11 protein-coding genes are annotated in these 12,732 nt (G+C 71.0%); 9 read left to right on the top strand and 2 right to left on the bottom strand.

What is annotated here, in order from left to right; all coding sequences use genetic code 11:
* Positions 1 to 156: 156 nt before the first annotated feature.
* Positions 157 to 597, bottom strand: coding sequence for a hypothetical protein (locus ACIBZJ_RS26530; protein ID WP_395934065.1), 441 nt, complete (start codon positions 595 to 597; stop codon positions 157 to 159).
* Positions 598 to 714: 117 nt separating this feature from the next.
* Here ACIBZJ_RS26530 and serA point away from each other — a divergent pair, with 117 nt between their 5' ends.
* The 9 genes from serA to ACIBZJ_RS26485 all read left to right on the top strand — a co-directional run bounded on the left by serA (position 715) and on the right by ACIBZJ_RS26485 (position 12,156).
* Positions 715 to 2,361, top strand: coding sequence for a phosphoglycerate dehydrogenase (serA, locus tag ACIBZJ_RS26525; RefSeq protein ID WP_395934063.1), 1,647 nt, complete (start codon positions 715 to 717; stop codon positions 2,359 to 2,361).
* A 9-nt stretch (positions 2,362 to 2,370) separates the two neighbouring features.
* A complete protein-coding gene (locus tag ACIBZJ_RS26520) occupies positions 2,371 to 3,399 on the top strand; it encodes a 3-isopropylmalate dehydrogenase (protein ID WP_395934061.1) in 1,029 nt (342 codons plus the stop codon).
* 175 nt (positions 3,400 to 3,574) lie between these two features.
* Positions 3,575 to 4,663 (top strand): branched-chain amino acid aminotransferase, encoded by a 1,089-nt coding sequence (locus ACIBZJ_RS26515; protein ID WP_395934059.1) that lies wholly within the window; start codon positions 3,575 to 3,577, stop codon positions 4,661 to 4,663.
* Positions 4,663 to 6,381 carry a gamma-glutamyltransferase family protein gene (locus ACIBZJ_RS26510; RefSeq protein WP_395934057.1) on the top strand — a complete coding sequence of 573 codons (1,719 nt, stop codon included), beginning with the start codon at positions 4,663 to 4,665 and terminating at the stop codon, positions 6,379 to 6,381. The genes ACIBZJ_RS26515 and ACIBZJ_RS26510 overlap by 1 nt, the downstream gene beginning before the upstream one ends.
* 20 nt (positions 6,382 to 6,401) lie before the next feature.
* Positions 6,402 to 7,778, top strand: a complete 1,377-nt coding sequence (locus ACIBZJ_RS26505) for a DUF2252 domain-containing protein (RefSeq protein WP_395934055.1) — start codon at positions 6,402 to 6,404, stop codon at positions 7,776 to 7,778.
* 116 nt (positions 7,779 to 7,894) lie between these two features.
* Positions 7,895 to 8,533, top strand: coding sequence for a FadR/GntR family transcriptional regulator (locus ACIBZJ_RS26500; protein ID WP_395934053.1), 639 nt, complete (start codon positions 7,895 to 7,897; stop codon positions 8,531 to 8,533).
* A 94-nt stretch (positions 8,534 to 8,627) separates the two neighbouring features.
* A complete protein-coding gene (locus ACIBZJ_RS26495) occupies positions 8,628 to 9,968 on the top strand; it encodes a glutamine synthetase family protein (RefSeq protein ID WP_395934051.1) in 1,341 nt (446 codons plus the stop codon).
* Positions 9,969 to 10,001: 33 nt separating this feature from the next.
* Positions 10,002 to 11,387, top strand: a complete 1,386-nt coding sequence (locus tag ACIBZJ_RS26490) for an aldehyde dehydrogenase family protein (protein WP_395934049.1) — start codon at positions 10,002 to 10,004, stop codon at positions 11,385 to 11,387.
* 4 nt (positions 11,388 to 11,391) lie between these two features.
* Positions 11,392 to 12,156, top strand: a complete 765-nt coding sequence (locus ACIBZJ_RS26485; RefSeq protein WP_395934047.1) for a 3-oxoacyl-ACP reductase — start codon at positions 11,392 to 11,394, stop codon at positions 12,154 to 12,156.
* On the opposite strand, the gene ACIBZJ_RS26480 is transcribed toward ACIBZJ_RS26485, so the two are convergent.
* The gene (locus tag ACIBZJ_RS26480) at positions 12,153 to 12,725 is read right to left on the bottom strand and encodes a Uma2 family endonuclease (protein WP_395934045.1); all 573 of its coding nucleotides are present in this window, start codon (positions 12,723 to 12,725) and stop codon (positions 12,153 to 12,155) included. The two genes, ACIBZJ_RS26485 and ACIBZJ_RS26480, sit on opposite strands and share 4 nt — an antisense overlap.
* Positions 12,726 to 12,732 lie beyond the last annotated feature (7 nt).

Below are 12,732 nucleotides of genomic sequence, written 5' to 3'. Positions count from 1 at the left end.
TTTGTTGGCCCCGGGCTTTTCGCGCGTTTTTTTTTTTGGGGGGCCCCCCCCCCAAAACCCCCATCGGGTTTTGGGGGGGCCGGTGTTTGGGGGGGGCCCCCCCCCCCCCCCCCCGCGGGCGCCAGGTCAATACCGAGAACGACTGCGTCGGGTCGTTCAGGTGGTGCGGGCTCGGTGCATGACTATCAGGGTGGCGCCGCCTAGAGCGGTCAAGGCGAGTGCGCCGGCGCCGGTCGGGTCGGTGACGCCGTCCAGGCCACGGGTGAGCGCGCCGACCGCGGGCCAGCCGGCTACCACGACCGTGCAGAGGGCGGCGATCATCAGCCGCCGCGGTTCTTCCGGGGCGTCGTAGTAGGCGTACTTCCAGGCCGCCCGGGCCCCGACCGTGCTGAGCGCGGCCAGCACCAGCACGCCCACGACGACGATGCCGAGCGCGACGCCGTCGCCGATCGTCGACGGGGCCGAGTCGGTGAACGCGGGCACGAGAAACGCCACCGCGACGGCGGTCCAGCCGAGGGCGAGCGCCGCGCCGAGCAGCCCGGCGAGGGCCCATCCGCGCGGTGCCGCGGTGGCCGTCTGATCGCTGTTTGGACTCACGCGTCAATTGTGCCCAGTGAACTCGTGCCATCTGGGCCACGTCTGTGTCGATGCGGTCAGTTCTTTCTTACTATCGGGAGCGCTGCTGCTCCTCCGGCCTCCGGTAAGGACACCGACGTGCCCCAGCCAGTCGTCCTCGTCGCCGAGGAACTCGCACCGTCCGCGCTCGACGTCCTGGCCCGGGACTTCGAGGTTCGCCACGTCGACGGTGCCGACCGTTCCGCGCTGCTCCCGGCGCTCACCGAGGCGGACGCCGTGCTGGTCAGAAGCGCCACCCACATCGACGCCGAGGCGCTGGCGTCCGCGCCGCGGCTGAAGGTCGTCGCGCGCGCCGGCGTCGGGCTGGACAACGTCGACGTGCCGGCCGCGACGGCCCGGGGCGTCATGGTCGTGAACGCGCCGACGTCGAACATCGTCTCGGCCGCCGAACAGGCGATCGCGCTGCTGCTGGCGACCGCCCGCAACATCTCCCCGGCGCACGCGGCGCTGCGTGGCGGTGGCTGGAAGCGCTCGAGGTACACCGGCGTCGAGATCTCCGACAAGACGATCGGCGTCGTCGGGCTGGGCCGGATCGGTGTGCTGTTCGCCCAGCGGATGGCCGCGTTCGGTACCCGGCTGATCGCCTACGACCCGTACGTCCAGCCGACCAGGGCCGCGCAGATCGGCGTCCGGCTGGTGAGCTTGGAGGAGTTGCTCGCCGAGAGCGACTTCGTCTCGATCCACCTGCCGAAGACCGCCGAGACCCTCGGACTGATCGGCGAGAAGGAGCTCCGCCTCGTCAAACCGACCGTCCGCATCGTGAACGCCGCCCGGGGCGGGCTCATCGACGAGCAGGCGCTCTACGACGCACTCGTCGACGGCCGGGTGGCAGCCGCCGGCCTCGACGTCTACGCGACCGAGCCGTGCACCGACTCGCCGCTGTTCGGGCTGGAGAACGTCGTGGCGACCCCGCACCTCGGGGCATCCACGGTGGAGGCGCAAGACAAAGCGGGGCTGGCCGTCGCGCGGAGCGTCCGGCTGGCCCTGAACGGCGAGTTCGTGCCGGACGCGGTCAACGTCCAAGCGGGTGGGGTGGTGGCGGAAGAGGTCCGGCCGTCGCTGCCGCTGGCCGAGAAGCTCGGCCGGGTGTTCACGGCGCTGGCCAGCGGGCTGGCCCGGTCGATCACCGTCGACGTGCGGGGTGACATCGCCGAGTACGACGTGAGCGTGCTGGAACTGGCCGCGCTCAAGGGGGTGTTCGCCGACATCGTCGAGGAGTCGGTGACGTTCGTGAACGCGCCGCTGCTGGCCAAGGAGCGGGGGGTGGAGGTCGGGCTCACCACCGAGTCGGCGAGCCCGGAGTACCGCAGCCTGGTGACGGTCTCCGGCGTGCTCGACGACGGCCGTTCGCTGCGCGTCTCGGGGACGCTGTCCGGCCCGCGCCGGGTCCAGAAGCTGACGAACATCGACGCGTTCGACATCGACCTGGTCCCGAACGGGCACCTGCTGTTCCTCCAGTACACCGACCGGCCCGGAGTGGTCGGGACGCTCGGCGTGCTGCTCGGCGACGCCGGCGTCAACATCGCCGGCATGCAGGTCGCCAGGACCGCGGCCGGAAGTCGTTCGCTGATGGCCGTCGCGGTCGACCAGGCGGTCCCGTCCGACCTGCTGCAGCGGCTCGCCGCCGCGATCGGGGCGCACGACGCCAGCACCGTTGACCTCAGCGAAGTCGAGCCGATCCCGAGTAGCGAGACCGGAGTACCGGAGGATGGGACGCTCCGCTAGGCTCGCGGAATGACGAACCTCGCGGTCATCGGCGGAGACGGTATCGGCCCGGAAGTCGTGGCCGAGGGCCTGAAGGTCCTGAACGCGGTTCTGCCGGGCGTCGAGACCACCGACTACGACCTCGGTGCCCGCCGCTACCACGCGACCGGCGAGGTGCTGCCCGACTCGGTGCAAGCCGAGCTGGCCGGCCACGACGCGATCCTGCTCGGCGCGGTCGGCGACCCGGGGGTGCCGCCGGGCGTCCTCGAGCGGGGGCTGCTGCTCAAGCTGCGGTTCGCGTTCGACCACTACGTCAACCTGCGCCCGGCCCGGCTCTACGAGGGCGTGACGAGCCCGCTGGGCGGCCTGAAGCCCGGTGACATCGACTTCGTCGTGATCCGTGAGGGCACCGAGGGCCTCTACGCCGGTGCCGGTGGCGTGCTGGCCAAGGGCACCGCGCGCGAGGTCGCGACCGAAGAGAGCCTGAACTCCCGCAGCGGCGTCGAGCGCGTGATCCGCGACGCCTACGGCCGGGCCCGGACCCGCCCGCGGCGCCACCTGACGCTCGTCCACAAGCAGAACGTGCTGGTGAACGCCGGGAACCTGTGGGCCAGGACGTTCGCCGAGGTCGGCCAGGAGTTCCCGGACGTCACCACCGACTACCAGCACGTCGACGCGGCGAGCATGTTCTTCGTGACGAACCCGCAGCGGTTCGACGTGGTCGTCACCGACAACCTGTTCGGTGACATCCTCACCGACATCGCGGCCGCGATCAGCGGCGGCATCGGGCTGGCCGCCAGCGGCAACATCAACCCGACGAAGGAATTCCCGTCGATGTTCGAGCCGGTCCACGGCTCCGCACCCGACATCACCGGCCAGGGCATCGCCGACCCGACCGCGACGATCCTGTCGGTCGCGCTGCTGCTCGACCACCTCGGCCACGCCGACGAGGCCAGGAAGGTCGAGGCCGCGGTGGCCGACGACCTGGCCGCGCGCGAGCCGGGCGCAGCCGTACGCACCACCGAGGTAGGCGACCGGATCGCCGCCCGTGTGAGCTAGCCCCTGTCGTACCGAAGACCCGGGTGCCGCGCGGCGCCCGGGTCTTCGTCATTCGTGACGACGCTCGGCCGTCCGTTCCGACGCCCGCACCAACCCCAGCCGCCTGGACGGGCGGTAAATTCGGGTGATGCCCCCCTCGTGGTCGGGCTCACCCCAGCGATGCGGAAGGACCGCCATGAGCAGCACCCTGGACTTCGAGATCGACCCGGCCACGAACCCACGCACCGACTCGGAGCGCGAAGCGCTGATGGTCGACCCCGGCTTCGGCCGGATCTTCACCGACCACATGGTGACGATCCGGTACGCGGAAGGTAAGGGCTGGTACGACGCCCGGCTGGAGCCGTACGGCCCGATCAGCCTCGACCCGGCCACCTCCGCGCTGCACTACGGCCAGGAGATCTTCGAAGGTCTCAAGGTCTACCGGCACCCGGACGGCGCGCTCGGCCTGTTCCGGCCGGAGCAGAACGCCCGCCGGTTCAACCGCTCGGCGGCGCGGCTCGCGATGCCGGAGATTCCCGAGGAGCTGTTCCTCGAGTCGATCCGGCTGTTGGTCGAGCACGACCAGCAGTGGGTCCCGAGCGCCCCCGAGACGAGCCTCTACCTGCGTCCGTTCATGTTCGCGACCGACCCGTACCTGGGTGTCCGCCCGGCGCTGGAGTACCTGTTCGTGCTGATCGCGTCGCCGGTCGGCGCGTACTTCCCGCGCGGCGTCCAGCCGGTGAGCGTCTGGCTGTCGACCGACTACACCCGCGCGGCGCCCGGCGGCACCGGCGAGGCGAAGTGCGCAGGCAACTACGCGGCCAGCCTCGTCGCCCAGGCCCAGGCCGCCGCGCAGGGCTGTGACCAGGTGGTCTGGCTCGACGCGATCGAGCACAAGTACATCGAGGAGATGGGCGGGATGAACCTGTACTTCGTCCTCGACGGCAACACGCTGGTCACGCCCGAACTCAACGGCTCGCTGCTGCCGGGCGTCACCCGAGACAGCATCCTGGCGCTGGCCGAAGAGCTGGGCCTCACCACCGACGTCCGGAAGATCTCCACCGACGAGTGGCGGGAGACCGCGGCCAACGGCCGGATGACCGAGGCGTTCGCGTGCGGCACGGCCGCGGTGATCACGCCGGTCGGCACGGTCAAGGGCAACGACGGCGAGTTCACGGTCGCCGACGGCGGCCCCGGCGACGTCACGATGAAGCTGCGCGGCGCGCTCCTCGACCTGCAGCACGGCCGCGTGGACGACACCCACGGGTGGATCACCCGCCTGTGATGCAGGCTCGCCCGGATCTCACCGGCTCGTTCGGGATGTGCGCGTCGACGCACTGGCTGGCCTCGGCGACCGGGCAGGCCGTGCTCGAGCGCGGCGGCAACGCGTTCGACGCCGCGGTCGCGGCCGCGTTCGTGCTGCACGTCGTCGAGCCGCATCTCAACGGGCCGGGCGGCGACTTGGTCGCGCTGATCGCTCCGGCCGGCGCACGGCCCCAGGTCCTGGCCGGACAGGGCCCGGCGCCGGCCGGAGCGACGATCGAGCACTTCGGTTCGCTGGGGCTCGACCTGGTGCCGGGCGCGGGTGCGCTGGCCGCGGCGGTGCCGGGCGCGGTCGACGCCTGGCTGGTGCTGCTGCGGGACCACGGCACCTGGGAGGTGCCGGACGTTCTCGGGTTCGCGGCGCACTACGCGTCCCGCGGGCACGCGCTGCTGCCGGCCGAGGTGGCGACGATCGCCGGGGCCGCCGACCTGTTCCGGGAGTCCTGGCCCAGCTCGGCGGCGCTGTGGCTGCCCGGCGGCCGGGTGCCGCGGGTCGGGGAGGTACTCAGCAACCCGGCCTGGGCCCGGACGCTGGGACGCCTCGGGGACGCGGCCGTCGGTTCCACCCGGGAGGACCGTGTCGACGCGGTGCGCAGCGAATGGCGCACCGGGTTCGTGGCCCACGCGCTGTGCGGTGCCGCCGGCGATCCGCACCGGCACTCGTCCGGCGGTGTGTTCCCCGGGGTGCTCAGCTGCGAGGACCTGGCCGATTGGGAAGCCGGCTACGAGGAGCCGGTGCGCGGGTCGTTCCGCGGGCACGAGGTGCTCAAGGCCGGTCCCTGGTCGCAAGGCCCGGTGCTGCTCCAGACGCTGGCGATCCTCGACGGTTTCACCGACTCCGAGCTCGATCTCGACACGCCGGACGGCGTCCACCGGGTGCTGGAAGCGTTGAAGCTGGCGCTCGCCGACCGGGACGTCCACTACGGGGAGGACGTGTCCGTCGAACACCTCCTGAGCGCGGAGTACGCCGCCGAGCGGCGGACGCTGATCGGCGAGCGCGCCTCGGCGGAGTTCCGCCCCGGTGGCGACTCGACGTACCGGCCGCCGCTGGTCGAGGGCGCGACCGTGCTCGACCGCACGATCGGCGAACCCACAGTGCGGGGCGACACCTGCCACCTGGACGTCGTCGACCGGTGGGGGAACGTGATCTCGGCGACGCCCTCCGGGGGCTGGCTGCAGTCGTCCCCGACGGTCGGAGAGCTGGGGTTCGCGCTCGGGACCCGGCTGCAGATGAGCTGGCTCGACCCGCGGAGCCCCTCCGCGCTGCGCCCCGGCCAGAGGCCGCGCACCACGCTGACGCCGTCCCTGCTGGTCGAGGACGGCGAGGTGGTCAGCGCGTTCGGTACGCCCGGCGGCGATCAGCAAGACCAGTGGCAGGCGGCCTACGTCGTCCGGGTCCTGGCCGGCGGGCTCACCCCGCAGCAGGCGATCGAGGCTCCGGCGTTCCACACCACGAGCTTCCCGGGCAGCTTCTGGCCCCGCTGGTGGACGCCGGGCGGCGCGGTGGTGGAAGACCGGCTCGGCTTCGTCGACGACCTCGAAGCGCGCGGGCACGTCGTGACCAGAGCCGGTGACTGGGCGCTCGGGCGGCTCTCGTCGGTCAGCCGCGACCCGTCGACCGGGCAACTCTCGGCCGCGGCCAACCCCCGGGGTGCGCAGGGTTACGCGGTCGGTCGCTAACACGGTCTACCCTGCGGCTCGTGGAAACTACGCACGAGACCCCGGCGTCCGCGCTGGTCGATGCCCTCGCCGCGCGGGACGCCGACGAGCGGTCCGCTCAACTGATCGGCATCCTCGTCGACACGTTCGAGCCGCTGATCGAGGCCGCACCGGCCGCGTTCCGCACGAAGTTCCGGAAGATGGCCGCCGATCCGTTCGCGTTCTACCGCGGCAGCGCCTGCATCTTCTACGCCGACGTCACCGACTCCCGGATCGACGTCGAGGACCCGTGGACCGACGAGCGCACCCGCCGGGTCTGGATCCAGGGCGACCTGCACTGCCAGAACTTCGGCACGTACATGGATTCGTCCGGCGTCCTGGTCTTCGACGTCAACGACTACGACGAGGCCTACGTCGGTCACTACACCTGGGACCTGCAGCGTCTGGCGGCCAGCCTCGCTCTGCTCGGCTTCGGGAAAGCGCTGTCGGACGGCACGATCGAGCGCATGATCCGCACCGTGTCGGACGCCTACCTGCGCACGGTCCGGCGGTTCGCGGAGCACACCGGCGACGAGGAGTTCCGGCTGACGCTCGACAGCGCGACCGGCGTGCTGCGGAACGTGCTGCTCGATTCGCGGATGCAGACCCGGATCGCGTTGCTCCAGCGCACGACCACGATTCGCGAGGCCGACCGGGTGTTCCGCGAGGGGCCGGGCGTGCGGCTGCTCGAGTCGGACGAGCGCGACAAGGTCGAAAAGGCGTTCCGCAAGTACCTGGAGACGATTCCGGAAGGCAAGCGGAAAGACGTCCAGAGCTACGTCGTGAAGGACGTCGTCGGCCGGTCCGGGTTCGGGATCGGTTCGGCCGGCCTGCCCGCGTACAACCTGCTGGTCGAGGGCGCGACGCAGGCGCTGGAGAACGACGTCGTGCTGTCGATGAAGCAGGGCAACGTGGCGGCGCCGAGCCGGGTCGTACCGGACGCCGACATCAAGACGTACTTCGAGCACCACGGCCACCGCACCGTGGTCTCGCAGCGGGCCTTGCAGGCGCACGCCGACCCCTGGCTCGGGTGGACGGAGATCGACGGCGTCGGTCAGGTCGTGCAGGAGCTCTCGCCGTACGAGAACGACATCGACTGGTCGGACGTCAACGAGCCGGCCGACATCATGCCGCTGCTGGACCAGCTCGGGCAGGCGGTGGCCAAGGTGCACTGCGTGTCGGACGCCGACAGCGAGCAGAGCCTGGTGAAGTTCCAGACCGAGGACGCGATCGTGGCCGCGGTCGCGGACCGGGACGAGGAGTTCGCCGACGATCTGGTGGCCTTCGGCCTCGGCTACGCCCGCCAGGTCCGCGACGACCACCGGCACTTCGTCGACGCGTTCCGCAACGGCCGCATCCCCGGCGTGGACGGAGGCTAGACATCAGCGACGCCCCGGCCGAGGACGGCGGTGGTGCGGCGGTCGGCGGCGGGGAACCGGCGGCGGCGCTGGCGCGGACCCTGTTCCGGCCGGTCCGGGACGGGAACCCGTTCGAGGTGACCGTGGAACGGCTGGCGACCGCGATCCGGCTGGGGGCGGTCACCGACCGGCTCCCGCCGGAACGCGAGCTCGCCACGATGCTCGGCGTCAGCCGGATGACGCTCCGGGACGCGCTGGCGGCGCTGGCCGACGCCGGATTCGTGACGTCACGCCGAGGGCGAGGCGGCGGGACGTTCGTGCGCTACCGGCTGCCCGACGGCGACCCGGAGGCGGTGGCCCGCTCGATGGGGGAGTCGCTCACGCATGCGCTGGACTATCGCCGGATCATCGAGCCGGGTGCGGCGGCGCTGGCGGCTCGGTCGGGCGCCGACGTGCAGTTCCTGCTCGATTGTTTGGCCGAGGTCTCCGGCGCGACCGACGACGCGGACCGGCGGCGCGCCGACTCGCGCTTCCACCTCGCGATCGCCGGCGTGACCGGCAACGCTCCGCTGATCGCCGCGGTCGCCGACGTCCAGGCCCGGATCTCCGCGCTGCTGGAGCGCATCCCGGTGCTGCGCTCGAACATCGCCCACTCCGACGCCCAGCACACCGAGGTCGCCGGAGCGATCGCCGACCGCGATCCCGACCGCGCGGCCGCGGCGATGCGCGAACACTGCGACGCGACCGCCGCTCTGCTCCGCGGTTTTCTGCGCTGAGCCTCTCGTCCGCCTAAAGGTCTGTACGAGGACCATTGCGCTGGACGGTTCCACGATCTACGTTGCGCAGCAACGTACAAAACCGGAGGTGGGCATGGCGGGCCGGTTGGACCTCGAGCAGGTACGGATTGAGATCGCCGACGGAAGCATCGACACCGTGGTCCTCGCGTTCACCGACATGCAGGGGCGTCTGCAGGGAAAACGGCTCTCCGCCGAGTACTTCCTGTCCGACGTCGTGGGGCACGCCGCCGAGGGCTGCAACTACCTGCTCGCGGTCGACGTCGAGATGAACACGGTCGACGGCTACGCGATGAGTTCCTGGTCCACCGGCTACGGCGACTTCGTGATGCAGCCCGATTTCTCGACGCTGCACCGCATCCCGTGGCACCCCGGAAGCGTGGGTCTGCTCGCCGACCTGCAGTGGCTCGACGGCACGCCGGTGGTCGCGTCGCCCCGGCAGATCCTCGGTAAGCAGGCCGAGCGCCTGGCCGAGCGCGGCTGGAAGGCCTACGCGGGTACCGAGCTCGAGTTCGTCGTGTACAAGGACACCTACGAGCAGGCCTGGGACGCCGGTTACCGGGGTCTGACGCCCGCCAACCAGTACAACGTCGACTATTCGCTGCTCGGCACGTCGCGGATCGAGCCGTTACTGCGCCGGATCCGGCTCGCGATGACCGGCGCCGGGCTCACGGTCGAGTCGGCGAAGGGCGAGTGCAACCCCGGGCAGCACGAGATCGCGTTCAAGTACGACGAGGTCACGGCCGCGTGCGACCACCACGTGATCTACAAGAACGGCGCCAAGGAGATCGCGGCGCAGGACGGCGTCAGCCTCACGTTCATGGCCAAGGTGAACGAGCGCGAGGGCAACTCGTGCCACATCCACCTGTCGCTGCGGGGTCTCGACGGGGCGGCGACCTTCGCCGACGACGACGTGGTGTTCCGGCGGTTCCTGGCCGGTCAGCTCAAGTACATGCGTGAGCTGACGCTGATGTTCGCGCCGAACATCAACTCGTACAAGCGTTACGCGGACGGGTCGTTCGCACCCACCGCGATCGCCTGGGGCAAGGACAACCGCACCTGCGCGCTGCGGATCGTCGGGCACGGGCACGGGCTGCGGTTCGAGAACCGGGTGCCGGGCGCGGACGTCAACCCGTACCTGGCGTCGGCCGCGATGATCGTCGCCGGGCTCGCGGGCGTCGACGAGGAGCTGGAACTCGAGCCGGAGCTCGTCGGCAACGCCTACGTCTCGGACGCACCGCGGGTGCCGACGACGCTGCGCGACGCGCGCGAGGCGTTCGCGGCGTCCTCGCTGGCCCGGGAGGCCTTCGGCGACGACGTGGTCGACCACTACCTCAACGCCGCGGACGTCGAGCTGAAGGCCTTCGACGCGGCCGTCACCGACTGGGAGCTGCGCCGAGGCTTCGAGCGCCTGTGACATCGCGCTGAGCGCGACCGCGAAGGAGAACCATTGAGCACCAACACGTTGGACGCCGTCGGCGCCCACGACGTGATCAACCCGGCGACCGCCCAGACCATCGCGACCGTGCACCTGGCCTCGGTGTCCGAGACCGACGAGGCCGTCGCCCGGGCCCGCGCCGCCTATCCGGCCTGGCGGGCGGTGAACCCGGCCGACCGGGCGCGGCTGCTGCGCCGGTTCGCGGCGGTCGTCGACTCGCACCTCGACGAGCTGGCGTCGCTCGAAGTGAGGAATGCCGGGCACCCGATCGGGTCGGCGCGGTGGGAGGCCGGGAACGTCCGGGACGTCCTCGACTACTACGCGGGCGCGCCCGAGCGGAACTTCGGGAAGCAGATCCCGGTGGCCGGCGGCGTCGACGTGACGTTCGCCGAGCCGCTCGGCGTGGTCGGCATCATCGTGCCGTGGAACTTCCCGATGCCGATCGCGGGCTGGGGATTCGCGCCTGCCCTGGCGGCCGGGAACACGGTCGTGCTGAAGCCGGCGGAGCTCACGCCGCTGACCGCTCTTCGCCTCGCTGAGCTGGCGCTGGAGGCCGGCATCCCGGAGGGCGTGTTCACGGTGCTGCCCGGCGCCGGGCGGGTCGTCGGTGAGCGTCTGCTTTCGCATCCCGACGTGGCGAAGATCGTCTTCACCGGCTCCACCGCGGTGGGTCAGCACGTCATGGAGCGGTGCGCGGCCACGATCAAGCGGGTGACGCTCGAACTCGGGGGCAAGTCGGCGAACATCGTGTTCGCGGACTCGGACCTGTCCCGGGCCGCGGCCGCCGCTCCGGGCGGGGTCTTCGACAACGCGGGCCAGGACTGCTGTGCGCGCTCGCGGATCCTCGTGCAGCGCTCGGTGTTCGACGAGTTCCTGTCGTTGCTGGAACCCGCGGTGCGTGCCGTCGTCGTCGGGGATCCGAACGACCCCGGCACCGAGATGGGGCCGCTGGTCAGCGCCGCGCAGCGGGACCGGGTCGCGGGGTACGTCTCGTCGGCCTCGGTGGCGTTCGCCGGGATCGCTCCGGACGGCCCCGGGTTCTGGTTCGCGCCCACGGTGGTGCTGCCGGAGTCGCCGGCCGATCCGATCGTGACCGAGGAGGTCTTCGGCCCGGTCGTCGCGGTGCTGCCGTTCGACGACGAGGCGGACGCGGTGCGGCTGGCCAACGACACGGTCTACGGCCTGTCCGGTTCGATCTGGACGCGGGACGTGGGGCGGGCGTTGCGGGTCGCGCGGGCGGTCGACGCCGGCAACCTGAGCGTCAACTCGCACTCGTCGGTGCGGTACTCGACACCGTTCGGCGGTTTCAAGCGCTCCGGTCTGGGGCGCGAGCTCGGCCCGGACGCGCTGGCCGCGTTCACCGAGGTCAAGAACGTGTTCATCGCGACGGAGGACTGAACAGATGGAGCGGTTGGCGGACCGGGTGGCGATCGTCACCGGCGGGGGGAGCGGTATCGGGCTGGCGACCGTGCGCCGGTTCGCGTCCGAGGGGGCGCGAGTGGTGGTCGCGGACGTCGACCTCGACGCCGGGAAGGCGGCCGCGGACGAGGTCGGCGGAATCTTCGTGCGGACCGACGTGACGTCGGAGTCCGACGTCACGGCGATGGTGGCGGCGGCGGTCGACACGTACGGACGGCTGGACATCGCGTTCAACAACGCGGGGATCTCGCCGCCGGACGACGACTCGATCCTGACGACTGGCCTGGACGCCTGGCGCCGGGTGCAGGAGGTCAACCTGACGTCGGTGTACCTGTGCTGCAAGGCGCAGATTCCGGTGATGCAGCGGCAGGGCAAGGGGTCGATCATCAACACCGCGTCGTTCGTGGCGCGGATGGGGGCGGCGACGTCGCAGATCTCGTACACCGCGTCGAAGGGCGCTGTGCTGGCGATGTCGCGGGAGCTCGGGGTGCAGTTCGCGCGGGAGGGGATCCGGGTGAACGCGGTGTCGCCCGGGCCGGTCGATACGCCGCTGCTGCGGGAGCTGTTCGCGTCCGACCCGGAGCGGGCGGCGCGGCGGATGGTGCACATTCCGATGGGCCGCTTCGCCGATGCGACCGAGATCGCCGCCGCCGTGGCGTTCCTGGCCAGCGACGACTCGAGCTTCATGACCGCCAGCGAGTTCCTGGTAGACGGCGGAATCAGCGGCGCCTACGTCACTCCGCTCTAGGGATACAGATCGCCGATGTCGAGGAAGAACGGGAACGGCTGGTCGAGGTGCAACTTTCCGTCCTCGACCGCTGTCCTGGCATATCGACCGTTGCCGTCGAGGAGGTAGATGTGATCGGTCGCCGCGCCGTCGTCCTCCTCGATGCGCCAGTACTGCGGGATGCCTGCAGCGGCATATTTCGCCGGCTTGATGACGCGGTCGCGCACCGTTGAGTCGGGCGAGACGACCTCGACGGCAAGTGCGACGTCCCCAGGCCAGCAGAAGGTCGAATCGGGGGTGATGATCGCGCCCGGCCGGAGGACGAGAACGTCCGGCTCGAGCCGCGTTCGATCGTCGATCCGAATCGTGAATTCGGTGACGACCGTCCACCCCGGCGGTGCGGCAATCTCCAGCGCGTTCGCCAGCCGCCTTATCGTCGTCGAGTGAAAAAAACGTTGGGGGGACATCACGATAAGTGCTCCGTCGAGCACTTCACAGCGGCCGACCTCCTCGGGCACCAAGTCGAGGTCGTCGGCCGTCCACTGCCCCTGCGGAATCCGCATCCACTCCGGAATAGCCTCGGCACCCATGGCGCCT

It is taken from the genome of Cryptosporangium sp. NPDC051539 (assembly GCF_044454545.1).
Classification (GTDB): Bacteria; Actinomycetota; Actinomycetes; order Mycobacteriales; family Cryptosporangiaceae; genus Cryptosporangium.
This window is presented reverse-complemented; position numbering and strand designations above follow the sequence as displayed.

Excerpts from the sequence above, each read along its gene's own strand:
- ACIBZJ_RS26515 (WP_395934059.1), top strand. The coding sequence starts at position 3,575 with ATGAGCAGCACCCTGGACTTCGAGATCGACCCGGCCACGAACCCACGC.
- ACIBZJ_RS26480 (WP_395934045.1), bottom strand. The coding sequence starts at position 12,725 with ATGGGTGCCGAGGCTATTCCGGAGTGGATGCGGATTCCGCAGGGGCAG.
- ACIBZJ_RS26485 (WP_395934047.1), top strand. The coding sequence starts at position 11,392 with ATGGAGCGGTTGGCGGACCGGGTGGCGATCGTCACCGGCGGGGGGAGC.
- ACIBZJ_RS26495 (WP_395934051.1), top strand. The coding sequence starts at position 8,628 with ATGGCGGGCCGGTTGGACCTCGAGCAGGTACGGATTGAGATCGCCGAC.
- ACIBZJ_RS26510 (WP_395934057.1), top strand. The coding sequence starts at position 4,663 with ATGCAGGCTCGCCCGGATCTCACCGGCTCGTTCGGGATGTGCGCGTCG.
- ACIBZJ_RS26520 (WP_395934061.1), top strand. The coding sequence starts at position 2,371 with ATGACGAACCTCGCGGTCATCGGCGGAGACGGTATCGGCCCGGAAGTC.